This is a genomic window from Aliiroseovarius sp. xm-d-517 (assembly GCF_013283135.1).
GTDB lineage: Bacteria > Pseudomonadota > Alphaproteobacteria > Rhodobacterales > Rhodobacteraceae > Aliiroseovarius > Aliiroseovarius crassostreae.
On record NZ_WBXT01000001.1, the window covers coordinates 1,797,058 to 1,821,550 of the forward strand.

Consider the following 24,493-nt stretch of genomic DNA (forward strand, 5'->3'; position numbering starts at 1 on the left):
CGCAGGACCGAGGGGCAACGCCCCTTTTGAGGAAATAAAACCCCCAGCTGGATCATGCTGCGATCATGGCTTTAGCTGGCAACGCGGGCACGCTGGAGCGTAAACACACCTGCTGCCACAACCACCACAGCGCCGAAAATCACGTTCAGCTCAATCCGCTCATCAAAAACCGCAACCCCCAGAATGGCCACAAAAACAAGTTGCAGGTAAGCAAAAGGCTGGACCGCGCTGGCTTCGGCCACCTCATAGCATTTGATCAAGAGCCAATGCCCCAGCACGCCGGTCAGGCACAGCGTGCCCATCCAGATCCAGTCCCCCCCGCTCATTGGTTCCCAGAACCCGGCCCCAATCACTGTCATCACAACCGCGCCTGTCACGCCGGTCCAGAAAAAACTGGTTTGGGTGCTGTCAAACCGCGCCGCATATCTGGTGAGCAGACCGTAAAGTGCAAACATGCCTGCCCCCAGAAGCGGCACCACAGCCGCAGGCGCGAAAACACCAAACCCCGGTTTCAGAATGATCAATATGCCCAGGAACCCTACCCCAATCGCCACCCAGCGCCGCCAGCCCACATGCTCCCCCAGCACCGGACCGGACAGCGCCGCGACCAGCAGCGGGTAACAGGCAAAAACCGCGTGACTTTCCACAAGCCCCAACAACGTGAAAGCCAGAACCGTCACGCAAATTTCCAACGCCAACAGGGCGCCACGGAAGATTTGCAGAAAGGGTTTGTTTGGTTTCAGCACCCGATGAAGGCCGCCTGACCGCCGCGTCAGCCACACGACAAAGCCTGCAAAAAACCAATAGCGGATCATCACCACCATCCAGACATTATATTCCCCGGCCAGATGGCGCGAAATCCCGTCCTGCAACGCAAACACGAAGGTTGTGGCCACCATCAGCCATATCCCCAATCGGGTATTTTGTTCCATGCTGGCCCCATTTACACGTTTTGTGGTGTTACGATGATCAGAGGCGCAGCCCCCCCCGGCTCATATGCCGTTTTCGCCCATAACCGGGCGAGCGTTCCACGGCAAACCCTGCCGCGTCTAGGGCGCGACGGACAAAACCCGCTGCGGTATATGTCGCAAACGTGCCATTCGGGTTGGTATGACGCGCCACATCTGCCATCAGCTCCTCTCCCCACAGTTCCGGGTTTTTCGCAGGGGAAAACCCATCGAGGAACCAGGCATCCGCGCCACCGGACCAGTGCGAAAGCTCCTCGCGCGCATCCCCTTCGATCACCTCGACCGCAAGCCCGTGAACATCAAAAACCCGTTTGCCCTGCCCCCAGGCCGTAAGAAACGGATCAGCAAGGGCGCGTGCCTCGGGAAAGGCCTCCAGCGCGCGTGCGATGTCTTCGACGGCCATCGGATAGGCTTCAAACGAGGTGAATCGCGTATTTTCAGGTGCCCCAGCCCCCTGCCAGGCCATCACCGTGGCCAGCATATTCAACCCGGTGCCAAACCCCAGTTCGGCGATGTGAAATCCCGGCCGGAACCGTGCGGGCAGGTCATTTCCCGCCAAAAACACATGGCGTGTTTCATCCAGCCCATTCTCGAGGCTGAAATACGGGTCATCAAACCGGGTCGCCACCGGGATCGCCCCGTCTTTCCATTCAAGCTCTGCTGTCTGGTCCTGTTTCATCTGATCGCCTATGAGGGGGGTAACTGCGCGACAATGAGGAAGGATGCTCACTTTGGCAACAGTTGATGTGACGGTGATGGGGGCGGGTGTGTTCGGATTGAGCACGGCCTTTGCCTGCGCCCTGCGCGGGGCGAAGGTGCGGGTGATTGAGCGCACCGGGATTGGGGCGGGCTGTTCCGGCGGTGTGGTTGGGATGCTGGCCCCGCACGCGCCGGAAAACTGGAACGACATCAAGGAGTTTCAGTTTCAAAGCCTGATCATGGCCGAAAATTTCTGGCAGCAAGCGACAGAGCTGTCCGGCCTGCCGACCGGCTATGGTCGTGTCGGGCGCCTGCAACCCATTGACACGGAACGGGGGTTGGAACTGGCCCGCGAACGGGCCGAAACAGCGCGCAGCTGTTGGCAGGGGAAAGCCACATGGGTGGTCAAGGACGCCCCGCAGGACGACTGGTCGCCACGCTCTGAAACCGGGCTGGTGATCCACGACACGCTCAGCGCGCGCATTCATCCGCGCTCGGCCTGCGATGCTTTGGCTGGCGCAATCCGGGCCCTTGGGGGCGAGGTGGTGATTGGTGATGCCCCCACAGAAGGGAAACTGGTCTGGGCCACCGGGCTGGCGGGACTTCAGGCCTTGTCAGCCGAGCGCGAAAAGCAGGTCGGAAACGGGGTCAAGGGACAGGCAGCTTTGCTGGGGCTGGATGCGCGCGGCATGGCACAGATAGCTGCGGGACCGGTGCTGATCGTGCCCCATGACAATGGAACGGTGGCCGTCGGGTCCACCTCTGAGCGCGACTATGCTTCAGCAGACGAGACCGACGAACAGCTTGACGAGATCTTGCTGAAAGCCACCGAGGTGCTGCCTGTTCTGCGCGCCGCTCCTATCATCGAACGCTGGGCGGGCCTGCGCCCGCGCGCCCGTTCACGCGCGCCGATGCTGGGGCAATGGCCCGGGCGTGAAGGGGAGTTCATCGTCAATGGCGGTTTCAAGATCGGCTTTGGCATGGCACCGAACGTGGCCAATGTCATGGCAGATCTCATATTGGATGAGACCGACAGGGTGCCGGAGCGGTTTCGGGTCGAGGCAAGCCTTTAAATCCCGGCTTCGGCCAACATGCACAACCGGCCATCATGCCCCCGCACCCACAGCACCTGCCCCTTGCGGCAAAGCGTGGCCCCTTGCGTGTGCATCACCGGGGACATGGCACGGAACCGAAAGCTCGCAAGCGGGCCAAGCTCGCGGGTGGCTTTGAGCATCAGGAGCTGTGCCAGAAGCGGACCATGCACCACCAGGCCGTCATACCCTTCGACCTCACGGGCATAGTCGAGATCATAATGGATCCGGTGCCCATTGAATGTCAGGGCCGAATAGCGAAACAGCAGGGTCGAGGAAAATCGCCAGCTTTCGGCGCTTTCCTCATCCTCGGCGGCGGGTTGCGGGTTGGGTTCCGGGGCGTCCGGCGAAGGGTCTTCGCGATATACCAGATCCTGCCATTCGGTCACCTTGAGGTCATGCCCCTGATAAATCTCGTGCCGCAAAGTGACAAACCCAAGCGGACCGCTGCGCCCTTCCTTCTGGTCCGTGCTTTCTACGATGGTGGTTTTGCGCGCCTCTTCCCCGGCCCGAAGCGGAGCGTGAAAAGCAAGCCGCCCACCGGCCCACATGCGACGCGGCAGCCCCATATCCGGGATCAGCCCCCCCACGCGGGGATGGCCGTCACGGCCAAGATGAGACGGCGGCTGCGCATCCCAGAAATAAAGCTGGTGAAAGAACGGGGGCAAAGGATCCCCTGCTGTCGGGGCCGGACCAAGATCCAGCGCCGTGAACAGCGCTGCGGCCCGGGCTGGATCCATTTGATCAGCAAAGGTGTTTTGGGTGTCGGGGTGCTCTTGCATCGGGGCGGCCCTCCTGTCAGCCTGTGCGTATCCAGCCGGAGAAGACCAGATGCCCACCGTGTCCACTTTAGATCACCTTGTCCTGACCGTGACGAACCTGCAAGACACGATCCGGTTTTACGAGGATGTCATGGGGATGCGGGCGGTGTCGTTTCACCCGGCGGATGGCAGCACAAGGTGGGCCTTGTGTTTTGGCAGTCAGAAAATCAACCTTCATCCTGCGGAAATGCCTTTTGACCCCAAGGCCGCGGCCCCTGCTCCGGGATCTGCGGATCTTTGTTTCCTGTCGGACCGGGATTTAGCGGAGTGGCAAGCTCATCTGGAGCAGATGGCAATTCCTGTTGAAGAAGGCCCCGTGCGGCGCAGTGGCGCGACCGGGCCAATCCTGTCACTCTACCTGCGCGACCCGGATGGCAATCTGATCGAAGTTGCCAACACGCTGGGTTGAGGGCGGGCTTGATCTGGCGCGCATATGCCGCAAGGATCCGCCTGCAAAACAGGAGAGTGGTATGGGTGTAACGTTACTGGGCTTACCCGGCGCACTGCGCAAAGGGTCGACGAACCGGATGCTTTTGCGCGAAGCGGCGCGGGTGTTTGGAGAATGCGATTTCGTCGAAGCGGATCTGAACCTGCCACTTTACGATGGGGATCTGGAGGAGGCTCAGGGGATCCCGGACCCGGTGTCTGTGCTGACCGAACAGATCAGGTCAGCGGATGCGGTGCTGATTTCGACCCCGGAATATAACAAAATGCTGAGCGGCGTTCTGAAAAACGCATTGGATTGGGTCAGCCGGACCCGGCCCCAACCCTGGGTGGGCAAACCGGTTGTGGTGATGTCAGCCGCCAGCGGCCGGGCAGGTGGCGAACGCGCGCAGGCCTCTTTGGTCGCAGCCATGACACCCTTTCAGCCACGTCTGATACTCGGGCCGGAAATTGCCGTGGCGGGTAGTCGGGAAGAGTTTGACGACGGCGGGCGACTGGTCAGTGCGCGATATGAAAAGAACCTGACCGCGCTGATGACCAAGCTGCGGGAGGCGATCTGACCGCAGGGTGCTCCCGCGCCCTTTCTTGCTTTGGTCGGCAGGTTGGTCGACAGGCTTGGGGGGCCTCCGGCGGGAGTATTTGAACCAAGGGGAAAGTGTGAAGAGCGGGGGGCCGGCCCCCCGGCCCCACCCAGACCTGTTCAGGCCGTGGTCTTTGGAGGCGCCGGAAGCTCAACCATTTGTGCCAGCTGCAAGTTTCCGATTTCACAGAAGGGGCAGTCGGCGGCAATGGTTTTGGCAGTTTCCAGATCCGGGGCCTCGAGGATGGAATATCCCATCATGGAGCCTGCAAACCCTTCCTGCGCGCCATCGTCTGAAATGGTCCATTGCGGCCCCAATGGCTGCATTGGCACAAGCAAAACGGCCGCGTATCTCTGCATCCATTGTTGAAACCGCGCCTGCCGTTGTGATTGGACATCCGGATCAGACCCGGCCTGTTCAGCCCCGGTCTGATCCATGTGATAGGCCATATAGAACCTTGGCATGGCGTTTCCTTTACATATCCAGCGGGTGCGCGCCCCGAAGGCAGATCAGTATTCGACGCCGATCTGCGCTTTGATGCCCGAACGGAACGGGTGTTTGACCAGTTCCATTTCGGTCACGAGATCAGCCAGTTCGATCACCTCATCCGCGGCATTGCGCCCGGTCAGAACCACATGGGTCATCTCGGGTTTTTCCTCTTCAAGGAAAGTGGCGACCTCAGTGGCATCCACATAGCCATAACGGATGGCAATATTGATCTCATCCAGAAGCACCATCGTATTGGCTGGGTCGCGGATCAGCTCTTTGGATTTTTCCCACGCGGCCTGGGCCATTTCAGTATCCCGGGTCTTGTCCTGGGTTTCCCAGGTAAAGCCTTCGCCCATGGTGTGAAATTCGCAGATATCACCGAATTTTGCGGTGATCAGATCCCGCTCGCCGCAATCCATGCCACCTTTGATGAACTGCACCACGGCGCATTTCATGTCGTGGGCGATACAGCGGAAGATCATGCCGAACGCGGCCGAGCTTTTGCCCTTACCCTTGCCGGTATGCACAATCACCAGCCCCTTCTTGTCGGTCTTGGTGGCCATGATCTTGTCACGTGCGGCCTTTTTCTTGGCCATTTTCATTGCGTGACGTTCAGGGTCAACAGGGGGTTTTGCGGGTTTGTCAGTCATGTCTTTCCTCAAAGCAGTTCGGAGGTGAGCAGGTGGCGGGGCAGGTCATCCGCCGGGCTGGCCCAGGGCAGAATTTCATCATGATGCACATGCGCGGTCGGCGCAAACAGCGTTGGATCCGCAAGGGCACAGGCGAGCGCATAGAACTGTCCGGGATAGTGGCTGCCCTCAAAACCCAGGGCGGACCCGCAGGTTGGGCAGAAAAACCGCTGCACCCCGGGGGAGCTTTCGTAACAGGCGGGGCGCGCACCGGTCCAGCGCCATTGCCCGTTTTTCAAACCCATGAACCCAACACTCGCCGCACCGGTTGCGCGGCGACAGCTGTCGCAATGGCACACCACCTGCAAGAACGGCGCGCCATGAAAGGCAAAGCCGCATTTGCCACACAGGCATTGTCCGGTGATGTCATCAAGTTGGGGCATTGCGCTCACAAATCTGATCCTTCGCCCTGCTACTGTCACGGTTTGGGGCGGGGAATGCAAGCGTGCGAAAAGCAAAACGGGCGCCCGAAGGGACGCCCGCCAGCCCGTCCTTTGGTCCGGTCACTCCGCCGGTTGTGCAACAGCCTGACTGCGGCCGAAATGCTGTTTGTTCAGGCGCAGCACCAGGGCGATCATGGCAAATTGCAGCACAAGGGCAATGGCGGTTCCGCCCCAGTAGAGCGCCGAGAACTTGTCCAGCACACCCGCTTTCACCAGCCCCGCATTCAGGAAGAAATGGGTCAACACGGACAGCGCCACACCGGGGCAGACCAGAGCGTAGGAGCCGGGCGACGTCTCAGCCCCGAAAACAAAGCTTTTCCAATATCCCTGACGGGCAAGCACAGCCAGGCCCAGCAGGGCAAACAGCAGCTGAATGGTCAGGAGGCGGGCAAGGAACACCATGGTTTCTGCCGGGGTCACATGAACATTGAACGTCTCATGCAAGCCATGGGTCTGACGCATGAACATGATGCCCAGAACCGTCAGGATCGGGATCACGATCATCAGGGTCGGCGCACTTTCTTTCGAGGTGCCGTAATGCAGCATCGAGTTGAATGCGGTGACCAGCGCGACCAGGGCGTAAACGATTGCAGCGGTTCCGAAAAATGCCGACCCAACCAGAGAAATTGCCACAACGGCAGCGGTATGGCTCATCGCGGCCGGGGCGGCAAAGCCCACCGCCACCATCGACAGCGCAAACGCAGGCAGCATCTGGGCAAAGCTGTTATGCGCGGTCACATCGAACACGCCCCCCTTGGTCAACACGCGGCCCAGGAAATCCCCGATATAGGCAAGCGCGACAATGCCAATGGCGAGAAAGGCCAGCATGGCCAGGGGAAACAGATATTCGACGATGCTCCACAGGCCGGGGACAAAAACCAGTCCCGCCACAAACATGCCGTTGACTGACATAGCGAGCGCCAGCGGCATCGCCAGAATAGTGGTTTCGGCATTGGAGCTTTTCAGCGCTGCGTAAGCATCGGTTTTCTTGAACGCCGAGAATTGTTTGAGGTTCCAGACCAGATATTTCAGGTTCAGAAACACCATGGCAGCGATCCCTGCCCACGCGGCGATCACAGCAATTTTCAACCCTATCGACCCCGATTGCATCACTGCAATCAGGTCTTCGAAGATCGGCACCGGGCGGTCCTTATGCGGCACCCAGAACATCAGATACATGAAGAAGGTCACCGACAGACCTCCGGCACCGACCGAGGCCAGAAAGTAGAGTGGATTGTATTTGTCAGCTGGGCGGGAGAGTTGCATGGCGCGATTCCTTTTCGCTTACATATTCATGTTTGCGAATATGTTTAGCCCGAGTCTCCCGCCTTGGCAAGTGACAAGCGGTCGCAACATCAAAGCGGCTGCCGGTATCAGATTTTACCGGTGAGAATTCGGCGGATGATCCATTCTCTGCTCAGTGCTTAACCATTGATTAACCAAAACCACCGACGCTATCCCCATCGACACCTCCGCCACGAGCACCGCCATGCCCCTTCGTCCACTCTCTCTGCTGCCCTTTGCCCTATCCGCCCTGCTCGCAGGGTGTGACAGTCCCAGCCCGGAGTTTCGCAGCAAGGACACCAGAACATACGAGGCCACCGTGCAGGGGGCGACGTTCAAAATCCATCGGCGCGAGGATTGGGTGGAAAGCTACCGGGTGAATTTCGAAGCCCTGCCCAGCGTGTCTTCGGTCCTGCGACGTGCCAAGATCGCCATCGAACAAAGCACCGGATGCCCCATTCGAGAGGGTAGCCTGAGCGGGGATCAGGGCATTCAGCGCGCCCAGTTGAATTGCAACAGCGACCTGCCTCCGGTGCCCCCTCCGATCCGGGTGGATCTGGATTGCGAACTGCAGGATGAATGGAGCGCGGATGAAGATCGCGTGGTTTTGCAAAATATCGAATGCACCCCCATTGCGGCACGGCAATGATCTGACCCCACATCCGGCCAAGCATCCGCGCGACACTTTGGGTTGCTCCCGCTGTGAGCTGATCCTGTTTTTGCGCCTGTTTCAGGCGCTCCCCGGGATATTTTTAACCAGAAAATGAACAGGTAGGTCCCCCCCGCGCGCGCTCTGCGCCGAGCCCTCATCCAAGCCACGTCAGGGAGTGAGACGTTTTTCGAAACTCAGGGAGGTTGGCCGGTCAAAGCCGGGGTGGGATGATGCCCCAACCTCGTCAAATCCAAGGGCGCGGAACGCTTTATGGTTCTGGCTGAGCTCCACGCGGGTTTTCAATCGCAAGCAGGGTTTGCCCAACGCGATGGCGCGGATGCCGGCCTGCTCCACCAGTTTGCGCGCGAGCCCTTTCCCCCGCGCCCTGACACTCACCGCCAGTTTGCTGAGATAAAGCGCGTCGGGAAGCGGCGTCAGAAACAGGCAGGCGGCGCGGTTGATCACCCAGACCTCCCCTTCCGCTATCTGCCTTTCGACATCCACAAGCCCCAATCGGTGCATGGAGCTTGGCGGATCAATGCGCCCGTCATGCTCGGCAAACACGCGCTGGATCAATTCGAGGATCCATTTGGCGTCTTCTGCCGAGGCAAGGCGGGGTGTCATACCGATGCCTCGCCAAGCTCATCCAATGAGGCGCGGGCCGAGTTGGAGCGCGGCTGCCAGAGGCCCCGATCCATCGCCTCCTTGAGGCGTTCGAGGATCTCTTGCAGCGCCGGGGCGTTGTGTTCCTGGATGAATTCCCGCGTGTCGTCATCTTCGATGAAAGCGGCATGCACGAGGTCGAAATGGTGACTGCGCACCGCACCTGTGGTGGCGGCAAAGGCAAACATGTAATCCACCGTGGCGGCGATTTCGAACGCGCCTTTATAGCCGTGGCGCTTCACCCCTTCGATCCATTTGGGGTTCACCACGCGGGATCGCACCACCCGGCCGATTTCGTCTTCCAGCGTGCGGATGACAGGTCGTTCCGGGCGGGAGTGATCATTGTGATAGATCGGTCGGTCTTTGCCCTGAAGCGTGGAGACGGCGGCGGCGGCGCCGCCTTCGAACTGGTAATAATCGTCGCTGTCCAGAAGGTCATGTTCACGATTGTCCTGGTTTTGCACAATCGCCTCGGTCTGGCTCAGACGTTGCTCAAACCCTGCACGGTCACGCTCACCTTCGGTGGCAGCGCCATAGGCGTAGCCCCCCCATTCGAGATAGGCATCCGCCAGATCAGCCTTGTCAGCCCAAAGCCGCTCATCAATCATCGCCTGAAGCCCTGCCCCATAGGCGCCGGGTTTCGAACCATAGACACGGTGGGCGCTTTCGCCTGCCCGCACCCGAGCAGCCGCCGGGTTCATGTCGTCAGGTTCGTCCAATCCCTGCACAGCACGCGCGGCACTGTCGTAAAGCGCGATGAGTTGCGGGAAGGCGTCGCGGAAGAAACCTGATACACGCAGTGTTACATCCACACGCGGGCGACCGAGAGCGGTCACCGGGATCACTTCAAACCCGGTCACGCGACGGTTGGCGCTATCCCATTTCGGTTTCACACCCATAAGAGCCATTGCCTGGGCAATGTCGTCTCCGCCAGTGCGCATATTGGCGGTCCCCCAGGCGGTGACCAGCATGCTGCGTGGCCAATCCCCATGGGTTTGCAGATGTTTGTCAATGAGCAGGTTGGCGGATTTCCAGCCCAGCGCCCAGGCGGTGGGCGTCGGCACCGCTCGGCTATCGACCGAAAAGAAGTTGCGCCCGGTCGGAAGCGTGTCCAGCCGCCCGCGGGTGGGCGCGCCGGAGGGCGCAGGGGCGACGAACTGCCCCCTGAGGGCGGTGAGAAGCCCCTCTCCTTCTGCCGGACCGCAGGCACGCACGGCAGGCAGAACCACCCCATGCAATGTTTCCAGCACCGGGCGGGTGGCGTTGAAATGCGCGGGGGTCTCGGACCATCCAACGGCAAGCTGCGCAAGTTTCTCCAGCCGCTCCACCGTGTCACCATTGTTGCGCCAGGGTGCCGTGTCCGCCGCTTGCAGGAACTTGTGACGCGGCCCCTCATAAGCAGCGGCCATATCGCAATCAAGCGGGTCGATATCGACGTCACAATCCGCAGCCAACGCCCGGATCAGGGACGCATCCCCTGCTTTCCCCTCGCCACGCGGCACGCGCAGCAGGGCGATTGCCAGATCTCGCTCAAGCTCCCCCACCGGCGACTGACCAAAGATATGCAAACCATCGCGGATCTGCGCTTCTTTCAACTCGCACAGATAGGCATCAAGCTTGGCCAGATCGCTTTCCTCATCCTCACCGGTGAGGCCCGCATCCTGATCCAGACCGGTGACGGAGGTGAGCGAGAGGATTTCCCGTTTGAGGTGGTCAATCCGGCGCGGGTCCACACCGGCGGCCTCGTAATACTCATCGACCAGCGCCTCAAGATCGCGCAGCGGACCATAGCTTTCGGCGCGTGTGAGCGGCGGGGTCAGGTGGTCGATGATCACCGCCTGTGCGCGGCGCTTGGCCTGGGTGCCTTCGCCAGGGTCATTGACAATAAACGGATAGACATGTGGCAGCGGGCCGAGGATGGCCTCGGGCCAGCATTCCTCGGAAAGCGCCACGGATTTGCCGGGCAACCATTCAAGGTTCCCGTGCTTGCCCATATGCACAATCGCGTGGGCCTGATGCTGGTGGCGCAGCCAGAAATAGAAGGCGAGGTAGTTGTGCGGCGGAACCAGATCGGGCGAATGATAGGTTTCGGTCGGGTCGATATTATAGCCGCGCGCAGGCTGCACACCGACGACGACATTGCCATATTCCAACACCGAAAGCGCAAAGCCATCCTCGTAAAAAGGGTCGTTTTCCGGGGCACCCCAACGGGTTTCCACCGCTTCCCGCAACGCCCATGGGAGGGCTTTGTAATGGGACAGGTAATCCTCAAGCGACAGGCGCACACCGCCTGTCCGCTCCGCCCGATCCACCAGCCAGTTGGTGGGACCTGCCATGACGGATTGCATCAGGGCATCGCTGTCGGCGGGTGCATTCGTGACCGTATAACCCTCATCCGCAAGCAATCCCAGCGCGTGGACCACGGCGGCGGGGGTATCAAGGCCGACACCATTGGCCAGACGCCCGTCCTTGTTTGGATAGTTTGCCATGATCAGCGCGACTTTGCGCGCGCCTGCCTCAGCCCGGCGCAGACGTGCCCAGCCCGCGGCAAGTTCTGCCACAAACTGCACCCGGTCCCCCCGCGCGCGGTAGGTCGCGATGGGGCATTCCGTCGCCTCGTCGAAGAACGCCTCCCCCTTGAAGGAAATCGCACGCGACAGGATACGGCCATCCACTTCGGGCAGCGCCACGTTCATGGCGATGTCACGGGCAGACAGGCCCGCAAGCCCCTCTTCCCAAGCGGCCTCACCGGACGCGGCCAGCACCACCTGAAAGATCGGAGCGTCATTGCAGAAGGGCGCAGCCAGCGGGTTGGTATTCTTATGCGCTTCATCGTGATGGGGCGAGCCCACGGCAAATGACGTGCAGTTCAGGATCACATCTGGCGCGGCCTGGGTGAACAGGCTTTCCAATGTTGCCACCGAAACCGGATCTTTCAGGGACGCCACAAAGACCGGCAGCGGATTGAGCCCCTGCCGCAGTAGCGATTTCACCAGACGATTGATCGGGTTCAGCCCCGCGCCCTGCACCAGCGCGCGGTAAAAGACAACCGGCACAATCGGCGCCCCCTCGCTCCACGCGGCTTGTGCAGCAGCAAGGTCGGACACGCCCGCACCGGGCCAATAGACCCCCGCCCGCAACAGCGGCTTGGCGACTTCTGGCTTTTCGCCGCCCTCAAGCATCGCCTTGGCATAGTCCAGAAACAGTGTGCAATTCTCGGGCCCACCTTCGACCAGATAGGCCCAAAGCGCATCGTAATCTTCGTCCGACACGGTGGACAACGCCCGCAGTTCAGCATCGGGTTTGTCATCGCCGGGCAAGAGCACCAGCGGCACCCCCGCCTCGCGCAAACGCGCGGAATATTGCTCGGCCCCATATTTCCAATAGCCCACGCCGCCCAGCACGCGGGCAATCACCAGCCGGGACTTGGACGCGCAATCATCAATATGCAGATCCACAGACATGGGATGGGTGAGGTGCATCATGTTGCCAAGGCGCAGGCTCGGCGGGGCCTCCATCGCGGATCGCGCCTCCGACAGGCCCGCAAGCTCGGTATCTGCGGCCGAGATTACCACCAGATCGGCGGGTGTCTGGCCCAGATCGACCGCTTCTTTGCCGTCATCAATTGCGCCCGGTGTCGCTGCGAGAAGATGCATGATCCGCCTCTTGCTTGTATGATGTCACCTGATCGGGCATGACGCCCGAAAATCAGAAAGGTTCAGCCATGGATTACAAAGCCGCCGGAGCGCCCAAACCCGCAAAGGGTGCGCCCCGCCACCGCGAACATAACGAACGTGGCAGCGAGAAAAACCCCTATCAGCGCAAAGACCAGAAGGCAGAGCTTCTGGCCCGGATGAAAGCGGCAGCCAATAAGCAGGCTGCGACGGAGGGCGGGAAATAATCCCGCCCATCGCGATCAGAGCGGTTTTTCCATGAAGATGGAGCTGGCCGCGTCGGGATAGTCGCCAAAGGGGCCACATCGGGTGAACCCTGCGCGTTCATAAAGCCTGTGCGCTGCGTGCAGCACATTGCCGGTCTCGAGCTTCATTGCCTGATGCCCCTTGGCACGCGCAGTGGCTTCAAGCTGCGATAGCAGCGCCTCTCCCACCCCTTTGCCACGGGCATCGGGCGAGACGAACATGGATTTCACCTCGCCATACGCTCCCTTATCCGCAATTGCCCCGGTGCCGAGGATCCGCGCGCCTTCACGCGCCACGAAAAACGAAATCTCGGGCGCACAAAGATCGTCGATCTCCAGAAAGAAATTGTCCTCCGGCGGAAACAGCTCCTCCATCAGCGCATGGCTGGCCTTGAGCAGCGCCGTGGCCTCCGGGTGATGTGGATCACCCGGTTCAATTTGGAGGGGAACGTCGATGCTCACGCCGAAAGGGCCTCTTCGATGGCAGCGCGGTCAAGGCCGGACTGGCCGATCACCACAAGGCGGGTTTCGCGCCTGCCCGCCCCGAACGGCTGATCAAAATAGGTGTCAACGCGGGGCCCGACCGCCTGCAATGTCAGGCGCATCGGCTTGCCTTCCACGGCAGCAAAGCCCTTCAGTCGCAGGATGTTGTTCGACCGGATCACATCGGCGACCTTCTCGGCAAAGGCCTTGGGATCCGCCACTTCGCCACGGGTCACGACAAAGCTTTCGAACGCATCATGGTCATGGTCGTGGTGATGATGGTGATCATCATGGTGGTGGTCATCCTCGTGATCATGATCATGATCGTGGTCGTGATGATGATGGCCTTTCTCGTGCAGCGACAGGCGGGCGTCCATGTCATCTTCGGCCCCCATACCCTGCCCCAGCAGCACCTCAACCGGCAACGCCCCCATGATCGAGCGCACAACCTGCACCCCATCGCGGCTTTCGGCGGCCAGTTTGCCAACCAGCGCGTCAGCCTCGGCATCCCCCAGCAGGTCGGACTTGTTCACGACGATCATGTCGGCGCAGGTCACCTGATCCTTGAACAGCTCTGACAACGGCGTCTCGTGATCCAGGTTGTCATCCATCTTGCGCTGCGCTTCGACCGCATCAAGGTTGGATGCAAACTGCCCGTCCGACACCGCCTTGCCATCCACAACGGTCACAACACCGTCCACCGTCACGCGGGTAGAGATTTCCGGCCACTGGAACGCGCGCACCAGGGGTTGGGGCAGGGCCAGCCCCGAAGTTTCGATCACGATGTGGTCCGGCGGGGTTTCACGGTCCAACAGTTTCTCCAGCGTCGGGATGAAATCTTCGGCCACCGTGCAGCAGATGCACCCGTTCGACAGCTCCATGATATCGTCTTCGGTGCAGGTCTCGTCTCCGCACCCCTTGAGGATGTCGCCATCGACGCCCAGATCACCAAACTCGTTGATAATCAGCGCAATGCGTTTGCCACCCGCATTGTCGAGCATATGGCGGATCAGGGTGGTTTTCCCTGCGCCCAGGAAACCGGTCACAACAGTGGCGGGAATTTTGGTCAGCATCTTTTGTCTCTACTCTGTTGCCCGTCCTCCCCGACGGGACATGAAAAGTCGCATATGGCAGGTCTCCTGGCTTGCGGATCTCGGCATGGCGTCACCTTCCCAGCGTTCCCACCAGTGGCATATCAACGCCTGCGCTCCGCCTACAGTCGCGGGGGCGGCTGTCGATTTGGACCCCGACTTGGGTCGCCCGCACGACATTCCCTCTTCTCCCCGGAACATCGGTATGCGCCGGGAAACCATATCCGCCCGTTCTGCCGTGCAAGAGCAGTTTTCGTCAAGAAGGATTGCGACCGCAGCGGGACTGCAAACGGCAGAAAGGGGGCGCGCCCGGACAAAGGAAAACCAATATCTTGTGGATAACTCTCCCTTCCCGACCAGATTTTGGCCCGTTTTAGGTGGGACCCGTTGACAGACCCCCGCCGCACACGAACACTCACTTCACCCGAGAATCAATTTGAGGCAGGCCGCTTGCGGTTTTCAAAACTACGTCTGAACGGCTTTAAAAGCTTTGTTGACCCGACCGATCTGGTGATTGCGGACGGGCTGACCGGCGTGGTGGGGCCAAATGGCTGCGGCAAATCAAACCTGCTTGAGGCCCTGCGCTGGGTGATGGGGGAAAACCGCCCCACCGCGATGCGTGGCGGCGGGATGGAAGATGTGATCTTTGCCGGGGCTGCCACGCGGCCTGCGCGCAACTTCGCCGAGGTCTCACTGCAACTCGACAATTCCGAACGGCTTGCGCCCTCCGGGTTCAACGATAGTGACAATCTGGAAATCATCCGGCGCATCACCCGCGATGCCGGATCCGCCTACAAGGTCAACGGCAAGGATGTCCGTGCGCGGGACGTGCAGATGCTGTTTGCAGACGCCTCCACCGGCGCCCACTCACCTGCCCTGGTGCGGCAGGGGCAGATTTCCGAACTGATCAACGCCAAACCCAAGGCACGCCGCCGCATCCTGGAAGAGGCCGCCGGCATTTCAGGTCTCTACCAGCGCCGCCACGAAGCCGAGTTGAAGCTCAAGGGCACTGAAACAAACCTCGCCCGTGTCGAGGACGTGCTTGAACAGCTCGCCTCTCAGCTGGCGCAGCTGGCCCGACAGGCCCGACAGGCCCAGCGGTACCGCACCATTGGCGATGACCTGCGCCGCGCCGAGGGGCTGCTTTTGTATCGGCGCTGGAAAGAGGCCGACCTGGCCCGTCACGAGGCGGAAGAGATCCTGACCGAGCGGGTGAAACAGGCCGGTCAGGCAGAACTCTACGCCCGCAAGGCCACCAAGGACCGCGAAGAAGCTGAGGCCGCCCTGCCCGCCCTGCGCGAGGAAGAGGCCGTGGCCGCCGCGATCCTCAGCCGTCTGACCATCAGCCGCGATCAACTCTCCGATCAGGTGGCACAGGCCCTTGAACGCATTCAACTCCTGACCGGTCGCATTGAGCAACTGGGCAAGGATATCGACCGCGAGGCCGGGTTGAACCGCGATGCCGGCGAGACAATTGAACGGCTGGAATGGGAGCAGGAACAGCTCCGCAAAGCGTCGGAAGGGCAAGATGATGCCCTTGCTCAAGCCATGGATCAGGCCCGCGAAAGCGCCGCCATCCTGCAAGAGCGCGAAGGCGATCTGTCGCAACTGACCGAGGATGTGGCCCGCCTTGCCGCCCGCCACCAATCTGCCCACCGGTTGCGCGATGACAATCAGAAAACGCTGGAGAAAAGCGAGGCAGATGCCGCGCGCGCGCAAGAGGCCGTCACCCTTGCCCAAGAGGCTGTTACCCGCGCTGCGGAAGATTTTGAACTGGCAGAAGCCGCCGCCGAAACGGCCGCCGAAAACGCGGAGGAGGCCGAGGCGGCCCTGGCTGCTGCGGATGAGGCGCGCACCGAAGCGCAATCGCGCGAGGCCGATGCCCGCGCTGCACGCTCTTCTGCCGAGGGCGAGGTCAACGCGCTTCATGCCGAAGTGTCCGCCCTCGCGCGTCTGGTCGAACGGGACGCCGCCGAAGGGGCGCAGCTTCTGGATCAACTGCGGGTGCAATCGGGATATGAAAAGGCATTGGGCGCGGCCCTGTCAGATGATTTGCGCGCGCCCGAAGTGGGGGCGGATGCCGCCTCCGGCTGGACCACGCTACCGGCGTATCCACAGGCGCAGCCCCTGCCCGAGGGCGTGAAATCTCTGGCAAATTACGTGACCGCCCCACCGGTTCTGACACGCCGGATCGGGCAGATCGGCCTGTGTGAACCAGAAGATGTCGCGCGGCTACAGGAAGCACTGAAGCCCGGTCAGCGGCTGGTGTCGCTGGAGGGGGATCTGTGGCGCTGGGACGGCTACCGCGCCGGGGCGGAGGACCAGCCTTCGACCGCCGCCCTGCGGCTGGAACAGCTCAACCGACTGCAAAAACTGAAGCAGGACCTCGAAGAGGCCTCGGCGCGGGCCGAAGGCGCGCGGGCGGCCCACGAAGCCCTGAAGACCATACTGTCAGATGCGGCTGAGGCCGACAAACGCGCCCGCGACGCGCGCCGTTATGCCGACCGCGCCATGTCCGATGCGGGCCGCGCGTTGTCGCGGGCCGAAGCGGACCGCAATATCGCGGAAGGTAAACTGGAAAATATGGGGCTTGCGGTGCGTCGCCACGAAGAGGAAGCCCTGGCCGCCCGCACCCGCCTGATGGAAGCGGAAAAGGCGGTGGCGGGTCTTGGCGATCTTGAGGCTGCCCGCGCCGGCGTGGAACAGGTCAAAATGGCCGTTGAAGCCGCGCGGATGACCATGATGGCGAAACGGTCCTCCCAGGACGAATTGCGTCGCGAAGGTGAGGCTCGCCTCAAGCGTAGCCAGGAAATCACCAAGGAGATCTCGGGCTGGCGGCATCGTCTGGACACGGCGGAACGCCGCATCGCCGAGTTGGAAGAACGCAAGCTGGCAAGCGAAGAGGAACTGGAAGAGGCGCAGGCCGCCCCGGAAGAGCTGGCGATCGAGCGTGAGGAACTGACCGAGCAGATCGAAACAGCCGAGGAGCGCCGCAAATCCGCCGCCGATAAGCTCGCCGAGGCGGAAACCAGCGAACGCAGTGCCGCCAATCTCGAGCGCGATGCCGAGCGGCTGGCCGGTGAAGCGCGGGAACACCGCGCCGCAGCCGAGGCACGCGCACAGGCCGCGCGCGAGACCGTGATCCACGCTGCCGAACGGATCGAAGACGACATGGAGACCACGCCGCAGGCCCTGCTTGAACAATTGGATGCGGACCCGGAAAAAATGCCATCCTCCGAACAGATCGAGCATGATGTGAACCGCCTGAAACGCCAACGCGATGCCCTTGGCGCGGTCAATCTACGCGCCGAAGAGGATGCGCGTGAGGTGCAGGAAGAACACGATACCCTTTTGAAAGAAAAGACAGATCTGGAAGAGGCGATCAAGAAGCTGCGCACGGGCATTGCCAGTCTGAACAAAGAGGGGCGCGAGCGCCTGCTGACCGCATTTGAAGAGGTGAACGGCAGCTTCTCGACCCTGTTTACCCATCTGTTCGGTGGCGGGGAGGCCAAGCTGGTGCTGGTTGAAAGCGATGATCCGCTGGATGCGGGGCTGGAGATCATGTGCCAGCCACCGGGCAAGAAACTGTCGACCCTCAGCCTGCTATCTGGGGGAGAACAGACCCTCACTGCGATTGCGCTGATCTTTGCGGTATTCCTGGCCAACCCGGCCCCGATCTGTGTGCTGGACGAGGTGGACGCACCGTTGGACGACGCGAATGTCACCCGGTTCTGCGATCTTCTGGACGAGATGACCCGCCGCACCGACACGCGCTTTCTGACCATTACCCACCACGCGGTCACCATGAGCCGCATGGACCGTCTGTTTGGTGTGACCATGGCGGAACAGGGTGTCAGCCAACTGGTCAGTGTTGATCTGAAAAAGGCTGAGGAGATGGTGGCCTGACCCTAGGGCCTTTCCGGCTTGCATTGCCTCTGCCCCGCGGATTTCCGAGTGCATTTCGCGCCAAGCTTATGTTGCAAGCTTGGCGCGAAACGCTTTAGGTTGTCGGAAAATACAGGAGTTTCAGATGACAATGAGTAAATTGATTTGCGCAACTGCTTTGGCAGCTTTCACTGCAGGCGGCGCGCTGGCACAAAACATCACCGCCGCAGACCCGCAATCCTTGATGAATTTCTTTGCAGACGAGGGCGCCCCCGCCAAGCTGGATGTCGACAATGTTGGCGATCCGCTGATTGAAATGAAGCATTATGGCACCGAATTCGCGGTCTATTTCTACGGCTGTGACGATGGCAAATCCTGCGACGCCATCCAGTTTTTCTCCGGCTATTCCACCGACGGGAAAACCCCCATCGCCACCATCAATGTCTGGAACCGTGAAAACCGGTATGGTCGCGCCTACCTGACGGATGAGGGCAATGCGCGTGTGGAATATGACGTCTACACCGGCGCGGATGGCATCACCCGCGAGGACTTTGCCGAAGTCTTCGAAATGTGGCTGAGCGTGATGGGCCAGTTTGAAAAACACATCGACTGGTAAGACACCAGACGCAAAACAAAAGGCCCGGCAATGCGACCGGGCCTTTTTATTGACAACTGCCCCGCGATCAGAGTTTCGACAAAAGCGCAGCCGTGGGCCACGCATCTGCGGGCAGTCCCAGGCGTTTTTGCTCCTTTTGCACCGCAACCCGTGTCTTGGCCCCAAGGATCCCATCGATCTTGCCAACGTCATGCCCGCGCGCCGCCAGCTTCTTTTGCAACTGCTTCAACTGCGCACCTGACAGTGCCGGATCCGGGTTGCCAGCCTTGTATACAGGCGCGCCCTCCAGACGGGTGGCAAAATAGGCGGCCGTCATCACATAGGTGAAGCTCTTGTTCCATTCGAAATAGACCCGAAAATTGGGGTAGGCGATGAACGCGGGCCCCTTGCGCCCCTGCGGCAAAAGGATCGAAGCCGGCAGGTTTGCGGAGAGCTTGCCTGCACGCGGCATGACCCCCAAACGCCCCCACTGGCTCGCCTTCATCTGGGTTCCCAGCCCGGTTTTGGACCAGTCGAAATCCTTGGGAAGGGTCACTTCCTGCACCCAGGGTTCATTGGCCCGCCAGCCCAGTTGGCGCAGCATATTGGCACCGGACAGAAGCGCGTCTGCGGGCGACCGGCGCAGATCCACCTTGCCATCGCCATTGCCGTCCACACCGGCCTCGATAATGTCACCGGGCAACATCTGAACCATGCCAATCTCACCCGCCCAGGCGCCGGTGGAGGTCTTCGGATTGAAACTTCCGCGTTCAAACAGTTCAAGAGCAGCAAAAACCTGCGGCTGGAACAATTCGGGGCGGCGGCAATCATGGGACAGGGTCATCAACGAGTTCAGCGTGTTGAAATTTCCCTGAAACGCGCCGTAATCGGTTTCAAAGGCCCAGAAGGCGGTCAACACTCCGCGGCTCACACCATAGCTGCGCTCCATCCGGTCAAAGATTGCGGCATGTTTTTTCAATTTTGACTGTCCAACCGCCATTCGGTTCTGACTGATCAACGCCCGCGAGAAATCAAGGAAGGATTTCTGAAAGATCCCCTGCGCACGATCCGCTTTCAACGTGGCCGCATCCTGCCTTACGCCCGCAAAAAACGTGTCGACAGCAGCCTTGGAATGACCTTTTGAGCGGGCCTCTTTCTTCATTGCCGTGACAAAGCCGGAAAACGATCCGCCACATTTCACCATCGCTGCCGCCGGGCTGCTCAAACCAATAGCCAAAACGGCTGTCGCCAGAATTACACGCATAAAACTTTCCTCGCTTATATGGCGCCAGCCTACCGGTTTCAGCGGATCAGACAAGCGCCAGGAATATTGCAATTGCCAAAAGCACCCACCAGGCGGACCAGAGCATGTGAACCGCCTGATCCACCTCTTTCGGACCGATTTCCTGCGCCCCGTCCTCATTCACCCAAGGGAAATCCCGCAATTCGCCTTCATAGGATCGCGGCCCCGAGAGCGCGACGTTCAGGCTTGCCGCCATCGCCGCCTCGGGCCAGCCCGCATTGGGCGAGCGATGCAGCGGCGCATCCCGACGGATAATGTCCCAGGCCGCCCAGTTGCGGCGGGCAAGCATGAAGACAAGCGCCGAGAACCGCGCCGGAACCCAGTTCAACACATCATCCAGACGGGCGGCAAACTTGCCAAATTCCTCATGTTTTTCCGTGCGATACCCAATCATGCTGTCAGCGGTATTGACCATCTTGTAGACCATCAGCCCCGGCAGGCCCGCAACCGCGAACCAGAAGATCGGTGCCACCACCCCATCCGAGAAGTTTTCGGCCGCCGATTCAATCGCCCCACGGGCAATTGCCGGGGCGGGCATCTCGGACGTGTCGCGTCCGACAATCATCGACACAGCCTGTCGGCCATGAAACAACGACTGGCGCATTCCATCCGCCACCGCCTGCACATGTTGCGCAAGGGACTTCTGCGCAATCAAGATCGCCGCCAGGAGCATTTCCCACAGGCCGCCAAATGGCAGATGCGGCACAGCCCAGCCCAGCAGCGCGGCGCCGGCACATAAGACAAGCATCACCGCAGTGCCACGCAGGATCCGCCCCTCACCCCGGTTAAAGCTCTCATCCGTCCAGCCGATCAGACGCCCCATCAGCATCGCCGGATGCGGTAGGCGTTTCCACGCCCAATCCGGCTCGCCAAAGATGGCATCCAGCAGCATGGCGAGAACGAGGGTCACAGGGCGGCCTCCAATTGGGTCCAGCCTCCGGAGGGTGGCAGCCCCAGGCGCAGCCAGGTTTTCGAATAGGGGAAAACGCGGCTCCAGACATGACCGCGGGCCAGTTTGTCTTGCCACATCAGCGCGTCCTCAACCTCGTAAAGCCGAAACAGCGTGGTGCCCCCAACCAGCTTGGCCCCATGATACATCATCGTCCCGTCCAGCCGCGCGGTATCAACCGCAAGGCGCTGGCGCATGGTAGCAGCCCAGTCGACATCCAGCAGCGCCCGGGTGCCGATCTCAAGCGCGGGGCCCGACACCTGCCACGGACCAACCGCGTCGCGCAGCTTGGCGATAAGGGCGCGATCACCGATCACAAACCCAAGCCGCAACCCGGCCAAGCCCCAGAACTTGCCAAAACTTTTCAAAATCAGCGTGCCCGGTTCAGTGGCGCGCGACATATGGCTCATCTGCGGGGTGACGTCGCAAAAGCTCTCATCAATCACAGTCAGAGGTCGGGACCAGTCAGGATCCAGCCAGAACCGCCCATCGGGGTTGTTGGGATGCACCAGCACCTGTGCCGTGCCCCCCTCAGCCAGTTCCCAGCCACCTGCCTCAAAGGCGGCGGCATGTTCATTATAGGTAGGGGTCGGGATCTCGGCCTGCCCTGCCCCCAGCAGGGTTGGAATGCGGGCAATCAGGGCCGAGGCCCCGGGGGCTGCAAGGATATCTGCACCCTCCGGCACATTCCAGAACGCGCGCGCTGCGGCCTCAAGCCGTTCAAACGCGCCTTTGTCGGGCAGGGCGGTCCAGGCTTCGGCACCGATTTCACCCAGCGGATAAGGGTGGGGGTTGATGCCGGTGGACAGGTCGATCCAGTCCATGCGCTTGCCGCCATATTGGGCGATGGCTGCGTCCAGCCCGCCCCCGTGATCACGTAACTTGGTCATGCCCGTGGTTCACTCCTCGGGGATCGGGTGATGGCGGGTGACAAAATGACCCTTCACGGATTGCGGCCACTGACGGTAGGGCACCGTGCCGTTTTCGCTTTCTGCATGACCTTGGGCATAGGCCACGATGCCTTCGGCGGCATCCTGGGTGGGATCAAACCGCCCCATCGTGTAGGCCAGTTTGCCATGGGCCTGCACCGTCACGTTGCAACTATTGTCACAGCCCATCAGGCAGGAGACGCGACGCACCTTGAGCGCACTGCCGGTCGCAGCCTGTTCCACCAGATCCGCCAGCTTCTCACCATCCGTTTTGCCGCCTGACGTGGTTTCATCCCAATCTTCGCGCTTGCATGTGTCACACACCGTGATCCAGCTTGTCATGCGTTTCTCCCTCATACTCTTCCCGCCTTGAACCGGAAATCCGCTCAAAACACAATCCTGCTTGGCATATATCCACCGATTGCCCCGACCCAAACCCTTCGATTGTCGCCCGAACGGGAACAGTGTGAAATACTGTTCCAAGAGATTTGTTAGCGAATCTGAACGGTTTGTGCCACAACGCGGCAGGGAGTTTTCATGCGCGTATTGATCGTCGAAACGAACCAGGATCTGGCCGGGGTCTGGAGCCGTTCGCTGGAACGGCAGGGGGTGGATGTGATCCGCGCCCATGATGAAGATGCGGCCATTCGTGTGCTCGATCAGACCCGTGTTGACGTGATTGTCATGAATGTGCATCTGAAAGACGGAAACGCATTGGCGCTTGCCGATTATGCCGAGTTCCGCACCCCGCATGCACGGGTGATCTTTGTCACCAATTCCAGCTTCTTCTCAGACGGATCCATCTTCAACCTGGCCAGAAATGCCCATGCGTTCATTGCAGACCAGACACCGGTCGAAGATCTGACCGCCTTGGTCGAGTTCCACGGAGCGCACGCCTGCAACGCAGCTGAATGATCCGCATTTGCAAACCCGCGCCCCTTGGCTAAAGTCCCATCATGACACAAAGTGATTTGCGACCGGACGCGGTTATTTTCGACATTGGAAACGTGCTCATTCGCTGGCAGCCAGAAGAGCATTATGACCGCTGGATCGGAGAAGATCGCCGGCGCGCCATGTTTGCCGCGGTTGACCTTCATTTCATGAATGAATTGATGGATCGGGGCGGTGATTTCCGTGGCACGATTTATGGAACTGCCGCACAATATCCTGAATTTGAAAAGGAAATTCGCTGGTGGCATGATCGGTGGCGTGAACTGGCCAGCCCGCAGATCGACCTTTCCGTCGCCACGTTGCACGCTTTGAAACGCCGTCAGGTGCCTGTCTTTGCCCTGTCGAATTTCGGCGTCGGCTCCTTTGCCCAATCTGAACTGGACTATGAGTTCCTGCAGGATTTTGACCGCCGCTACATCTCTGGTCACATGAAAGTCACCAAGCCCAGCGCGCAAATCTATCAGATGGTTGAAGAGGATTGTGGTCTTTCCCCCGAACGGTTGCTGTTTGCCGATGATCGCGCCGAAAACATTGCTGCGGCCGCCGAACGTGGCTGGCAGACCCATCTGTTCAACGGCCCGCGCCCCTGGGCGGATCACCTGATCCGGCTTGGCATGATTGAGGAGAGTGACCTTTGATCCATCCGAATGCTCCTGACATCATTCCATTTGAAGCCGATGCCCTGCTGGACTGGCGCGCATTGACCGACGCGCTTCTGGCTGGTCATACCTTTCCCGAAGCCAAGATAGGTGACACGTTTCTGTATCGCGATGCGGACACGATGTTGACCCGCTCCGCCTGGATTGACGGGCTGGGAAGTGCGGTCAAGACCGCCAATATCATGCCCGGCAACCCGGCACGTGGCGAACCGATGATCCACGGTGCGGTTAACCTTTATGACGATGTGACAGGTGCGCTTGAAGCTATGCTCAACTTCCACCTTGTCACGAAATGGAAAACCGCGGGCGATTCCGTTTTGGGCGCCAGATTGCTGGCGCGGACCGACAGTAAGGTGATCCTGATCTGCGGTGCGGGCACGGTTGGGCACAGCCTGCGGGAGGCCTATGGCGCCCTGTTTCCCGATGCGCATTTCCTGATCTGGAACCGCTCACCTGACGGGGCAAAAGCCTTTGCCGACGGCCACGACAAAACACGCGCAGTGGCCAACCTGGAGGAGGGCTGGGCCGAAGCGGACATTGTCACGTCCGCCACCATGACCACAGATCCGATCCACTTTGGAAAATGGGCCCGCCCCGGCCAGCATATCGACATGATCGGCGCCTATCGCCCGGACATGCGCGAGGTGGATGACGAAATGCTGACCCGTGCCCGCCTGTTCATGGACAGCCGCGATACGGTGCTTGACCATATTGGTGAGCTCAAGGACCCACTGGCACGTGGCGTGATTTCGCGCGACGATATTTTGGGCGACCTTTATGATGCGGATAAAGGTGTCTTTAACCGCGCGCCCGGCGACATCACCTTCTACAAAAACGGTGGCGGGGCGCATCTCGATCTGATGACCAGCCGCTATATCCTCAGCGCCTGGCGGGAAAGGTAACAT

The 24,493-nt window shown here is 60.6% G+C and carries 25 protein-coding genes and 1 riboswitch; of the genes, 10 read left to right on the forward strand and 15 right to left on the reverse strand.

All coding sequences use genetic code 11. From position 1 onward, the window contains the following. Positions 1–71: 71 nt before the first annotated feature. Entirely contained in the window at positions 72–932 is an 861-nt protein-coding gene (locus XMD517_RS08730) for a DMT family transporter (protein WP_173485940.1), read from the reverse strand. 37 nt (positions 933–969) lie between these two features. Beyond that, on the reverse strand, positions 970–1,647 hold the full coding sequence (mnmD, locus tag XMD517_RS08735; protein WP_173485941.1) for a tRNA (5-methylaminomethyl-2-thiouridine)(34)-methyltransferase MnmD: 678 nt from the start codon (positions 1,645–1,647) through the stop codon (positions 970–972). Between the two features lie 52 nt (positions 1,648–1,699). On the opposite strand from mnmD, the gene XMD517_RS08740 reads away from it, so the two are divergent. Beyond that, the gene (locus XMD517_RS08740) at positions 1,700–2,740 is read left to right on the forward strand and encodes an FAD-binding oxidoreductase (RefSeq protein WP_173485942.1); all 1,041 of its coding nucleotides are present in this window, start codon (positions 1,700–1,702) and stop codon (positions 2,738–2,740) included. Here the strand turns inward: XMD517_RS08740 and XMD517_RS08745 are convergent. Beyond that, a complete protein-coding gene (locus XMD517_RS08745) occupies positions 2,737–3,540 on the reverse strand; it encodes a MaoC family dehydratase N-terminal domain-containing protein (RefSeq protein ID WP_173485943.1) in 804 nt (267 codons plus the stop codon). The two genes, XMD517_RS08740 and XMD517_RS08745, sit on opposite strands and share 4 nt — an antisense overlap. Before the next feature lie 49 nt (positions 3,541–3,589). On the opposite strand from XMD517_RS08745, the gene XMD517_RS08750 reads away from it, so the two are divergent. Both XMD517_RS08750 and XMD517_RS08755 read left to right on the forward strand, forming a co-directional pair. Next, positions 3,590–3,988: a VOC family protein gene (locus XMD517_RS08750; RefSeq protein ID WP_173485944.1), complete on the forward strand. Its 399-nt coding sequence runs from the start codon at positions 3,590–3,592 to the stop codon at positions 3,986–3,988. 61 nt (positions 3,989–4,049) lie between these two features. Then, entirely contained in the window at positions 4,050–4,583 is a 534-nt protein-coding gene (locus XMD517_RS08755) for an NADPH-dependent FMN reductase (protein ID WP_173485945.1), read from the forward strand. 140 nt (positions 4,584–4,723) lie between these two features. On the opposite strand, the gene XMD517_RS08760 is transcribed toward XMD517_RS08755, so the two are convergent. The 4 genes from XMD517_RS08760 to XMD517_RS08775 all read right to left on the reverse strand — a co-directional run bounded on the left by XMD517_RS08760 (position 4,724) and on the right by XMD517_RS08775 (position 7,491). Continuing rightward, positions 4,724–5,068, reverse strand: coding sequence for a YciI family protein (locus tag XMD517_RS08760; RefSeq protein ID WP_173485946.1), 345 nt, complete (start codon positions 5,066–5,068; stop codon positions 4,724–4,726). Positions 5,069–5,113: 45 nt separating this feature from the next. Next, positions 5,114–5,743: a cob(I)yrinic acid a,c-diamide adenosyltransferase gene (gene cobO / locus XMD517_RS08765; RefSeq protein WP_173485947.1), complete on the reverse strand. Its 630-nt coding sequence runs from the start codon at positions 5,741–5,743 to the stop codon at positions 5,114–5,116. 8 nt (positions 5,744–5,751) lie between these two features. After that, positions 5,752–6,165 (reverse strand): GFA family protein, encoded by a 414-nt coding sequence (locus tag XMD517_RS08770; protein WP_254449688.1) that lies wholly within the window; start codon positions 6,163–6,165, stop codon positions 5,752–5,754. A 120-nt stretch (positions 6,166–6,285) separates the two neighbouring features. Further along, a complete protein-coding gene (locus XMD517_RS08775) occupies positions 6,286–7,491 on the reverse strand; it encodes a hypothetical protein (RefSeq protein WP_173485949.1) in 1,206 nt (401 codons plus the stop codon). Between the two features lie 223 nt (positions 7,492–7,714). Between XMD517_RS08775 and XMD517_RS08780 the strand changes: the two genes are divergently transcribed. Then, the gene (locus XMD517_RS08780; protein WP_173485950.1) at positions 7,715–8,158 is read left to right on the forward strand and encodes a hypothetical protein; all 444 of its coding nucleotides are present in this window, start codon (positions 7,715–7,717) and stop codon (positions 8,156–8,158) included. 171 nt (positions 8,159–8,329) lie between these two features. Here XMD517_RS08780 and XMD517_RS08785 read toward each other — a convergent pair whose 3' ends face one another. Together XMD517_RS08785 and cobN are read right to left on the reverse strand one after the other, a co-directional pair. After that, on the reverse strand, positions 8,330–8,785 hold the full coding sequence (locus tag XMD517_RS08785; RefSeq protein ID WP_173485951.1) for a GNAT family N-acetyltransferase: 456 nt from the start codon (positions 8,783–8,785) through the stop codon (positions 8,330–8,332). After that, positions 8,782–12,480, reverse strand: coding sequence for a cobaltochelatase subunit CobN (gene cobN, locus XMD517_RS08790; RefSeq protein WP_173485952.1), 3,699 nt, complete (start codon positions 12,478–12,480; stop codon positions 8,782–8,784). The genes XMD517_RS08785 and cobN overlap by 4 nt, the downstream gene beginning before the upstream one ends. A 68-nt stretch (positions 12,481–12,548) precedes the next feature. On the opposite strand from cobN, the gene XMD517_RS08795 reads away from it, so the two are divergent. Then, complete coding sequence (locus XMD517_RS08795; protein ID WP_055187675.1) at positions 12,549–12,725, forward strand: hypothetical protein; 177 nt, start codon at positions 12,549–12,551, stop codon at positions 12,723–12,725. A 15-nt stretch (positions 12,726–12,740) separates the two neighbouring features. Here the strand turns inward: XMD517_RS08795 and XMD517_RS08800 are convergent, their stop codons facing one another. Beyond that, the gene (locus tag XMD517_RS08800) at positions 12,741–13,205 is read right to left on the reverse strand and encodes a GNAT family N-acetyltransferase (protein WP_371732374.1); all 465 of its coding nucleotides are present in this window, start codon (positions 13,203–13,205) and stop codon (positions 12,741–12,743) included. Further along, positions 13,202–14,299, reverse strand: a complete 1,098-nt coding sequence (gene cobW / locus XMD517_RS08805) for a cobalamin biosynthesis protein CobW (protein WP_173485953.1) — start codon at positions 14,297–14,299, stop codon at positions 13,202–13,204. The genes XMD517_RS08800 and cobW overlap by 4 nt, the downstream gene beginning before the upstream one ends. A gap of 38 nt (positions 14,300–14,337) precedes the next feature. Beyond that, a riboswitch (cobalamin riboswitch) is annotated at positions 14,338–14,555 on the reverse strand. A 212-nt stretch (positions 14,556–14,767) separates the two neighbouring features. Here cobW and smc point away from each other — a divergent pair. Both smc and XMD517_RS08815 read left to right on the forward strand, forming a co-directional pair. Beyond that, a complete protein-coding gene (smc, locus tag XMD517_RS08810; RefSeq protein ID WP_173487801.1) occupies positions 14,768–18,223 on the forward strand; it encodes a chromosome segregation protein SMC in 3,456 nt (1,151 codons plus the stop codon). Positions 18,224–18,347: 124 nt separating this feature from the next. Further along, the gene (locus tag XMD517_RS08815) at positions 18,348–18,818 is read left to right on the forward strand and encodes a YbjN domain-containing protein (RefSeq protein WP_173485955.1); all 471 of its coding nucleotides are present in this window, start codon (positions 18,348–18,350) and stop codon (positions 18,816–18,818) included. A gap of 67 nt (positions 18,819–18,885) precedes the next feature. Here XMD517_RS08815 and XMD517_RS08820 read toward each other — a convergent pair whose 3' ends face one another. Genes XMD517_RS08820 through XMD517_RS08835 form a run of 4 tightly spaced genes read right to left on the reverse strand, consistent with a single transcriptional unit; the run spans position 18,886 to position 22,320 of the window. After that, positions 18,886–20,061 carry a lytic murein transglycosylase gene (locus XMD517_RS08820; RefSeq protein ID WP_173485956.1) on the reverse strand — a complete coding sequence of 392 codons (1,176 nt, stop codon included), beginning with the start codon at positions 20,059–20,061 and terminating at the stop codon, positions 18,886–18,888. Between the two features lie 46 nt (positions 20,062–20,107). Continuing rightward, positions 20,108–21,010 (reverse strand): adenosylcobinamide-phosphate synthase CbiB, encoded by a 903-nt coding sequence (gene cbiB / locus XMD517_RS08825; protein WP_173485957.1) that lies wholly within the window; start codon positions 21,008–21,010, stop codon positions 20,108–20,110. Continuing rightward, positions 21,007–21,939, reverse strand: coding sequence for a threonine-phosphate decarboxylase (locus XMD517_RS08830; protein ID WP_173485958.1), 933 nt, complete (start codon positions 21,937–21,939; stop codon positions 21,007–21,009). Before XMD517_RS08830 ends, cbiB begins: the two co-directional genes overlap by 4 nt. Before the next feature lie 9 nt (positions 21,940–21,948). Further along, entirely contained in the window at positions 21,949–22,320 is a 372-nt protein-coding gene (locus XMD517_RS08835) for a DUF1636 domain-containing protein (RefSeq protein WP_173485959.1), read from the reverse strand. Positions 22,321–22,515: 195 nt separating this feature from the next. On the opposite strand from XMD517_RS08835, the gene XMD517_RS08840 reads away from it, so the two are divergent. From XMD517_RS08840 to XMD517_RS08850, 3 genes are read left to right on the forward strand one after another with little or no spacing between them, the layout of a single operon-like run. Next, complete coding sequence (locus XMD517_RS08840; protein WP_173485960.1) at positions 22,516–22,893, forward strand: response regulator; 378 nt, start codon at positions 22,516–22,518, stop codon at positions 22,891–22,893. Between the two features lie 41 nt (positions 22,894–22,934). Then, positions 22,935–23,567, forward strand: a complete 633-nt coding sequence (locus XMD517_RS08845; RefSeq protein ID WP_254449669.1) for an HAD family phosphatase — start codon at positions 22,935–22,937, stop codon at positions 23,565–23,567. Then, positions 23,564–24,490, forward strand: a complete 927-nt coding sequence (locus tag XMD517_RS08850; RefSeq protein ID WP_217360448.1) for an ornithine cyclodeaminase family protein — start codon at positions 23,564–23,566, stop codon at positions 24,488–24,490. The genes XMD517_RS08845 and XMD517_RS08850 overlap by 4 nt, the downstream gene beginning before the upstream one ends. Positions 24,491–24,493: the final 3 nt, after the last annotated feature.

What these genes read in the sequence shown, in the direction of transcription:
- cobO (WP_173485947.1), bottom strand. Translation starts at nt 5,743, where the DNA reads ATGACTGACAAACCCGCAAAACCCCCTGTTGACCCTGAACGTCACGCA.
- XMD517_RS08840 (WP_173485960.1), top strand. Translation starts at nt 22,516, where the DNA reads ATGCGCGTATTGATCGTCGAAACGAACCAGGATCTGGCCGGGGTCTGG.
- XMD517_RS08780 (WP_173485950.1), top strand. Translation starts at nt 7,715, where the DNA reads ATGCCCCTTCGTCCACTCTCTCTGCTGCCCTTTGCCCTATCCGCCCTG.
- XMD517_RS08745 (WP_173485943.1), bottom strand. Translation starts at nt 3,540, where the DNA reads ATGCAAGAGCACCCCGACACCCAAAACACCTTTGCTGATCAAATGGAT.
- XMD517_RS08755 (WP_173485945.1), top strand. Translation starts at nt 4,050, where the DNA reads ATGGGTGTAACGTTACTGGGCTTACCCGGCGCACTGCGCAAAGGGTCG.
- XMD517_RS08785 (WP_173485951.1), bottom strand. Translation starts at nt 8,785, where the DNA reads ATGACACCCCGCCTTGCCTCGGCAGAAGACGCCAAATGGATCCTCGAA.
- XMD517_RS08820 (WP_173485956.1), bottom strand. Translation starts at nt 20,061, where the DNA reads ATGCGTGTAATTCTGGCGACAGCCGTTTTGGCTATTGGTTTGAGCAGC.
- XMD517_RS08815 (WP_173485955.1), top strand. Translation starts at nt 18,348, where the DNA reads ATGACAATGAGTAAATTGATTTGCGCAACTGCTTTGGCAGCTTTCACT.
- XMD517_RS08750 (WP_173485944.1), top strand. Translation starts at nt 3,590, where the DNA reads ATGCCCACCGTGTCCACTTTAGATCACCTTGTCCTGACCGTGACGAAC.
- cobN (WP_173485952.1), bottom strand. Translation starts at nt 12,480, where the DNA reads ATGCATCTTCTCGCAGCGACACCGGGCGCAATTGATGACGGCAAAGAA.
- cobW (WP_173485953.1), bottom strand. Translation starts at nt 14,299, where the DNA reads ATGCTGACCAAAATTCCCGCCACTGTTGTGACCGGTTTCCTGGGCGCA.
- XMD517_RS08770 (WP_254449688.1), bottom strand. Translation starts at nt 6,165, where the DNA reads ATGCCCCAACTTGATGACATCACCGGACAATGCCTGTGTGGCAAATGC.
- XMD517_RS08830 (WP_173485958.1), bottom strand. Translation starts at nt 21,939, where the DNA reads ATGACCAAGTTACGTGATCACGGGGGCGGGCTGGACGCAGCCATCGCC.
- mnmD (WP_173485941.1), bottom strand. Translation starts at nt 1,647, where the DNA reads ATGAAACAGGACCAGACAGCAGAGCTTGAATGGAAAGACGGGGCGATC.
- XMD517_RS08730 (WP_173485940.1), bottom strand. Translation starts at nt 932, where the DNA reads ATGGAACAAAATACCCGATTGGGGATATGGCTGATGGTGGCCACAACC.
- XMD517_RS08775 (WP_173485949.1), bottom strand. Translation starts at nt 7,491, where the DNA reads ATGCAACTCTCCCGCCCAGCTGACAAATACAATCCACTCTACTTTCTG.
- XMD517_RS08795 (WP_055187675.1), top strand. Translation starts at nt 12,549, where the DNA reads ATGGATTACAAAGCCGCCGGAGCGCCCAAACCCGCAAAGGGTGCGCCC.
- XMD517_RS08845 (WP_254449669.1), top strand. Translation starts at nt 22,935, where the DNA reads ATGACACAAAGTGATTTGCGACCGGACGCGGTTATTTTCGACATTGGA.
- XMD517_RS08760 (WP_173485946.1), bottom strand. Translation starts at nt 5,068, where the DNA reads ATGCCAAGGTTCTATATGGCCTATCACATGGATCAGACCGGGGCTGAA.
- XMD517_RS08835 (WP_173485959.1), bottom strand. Translation starts at nt 22,320, where the DNA reads ATGACAAGCTGGATCACGGTGTGTGACACATGCAAGCGCGAAGATTGG.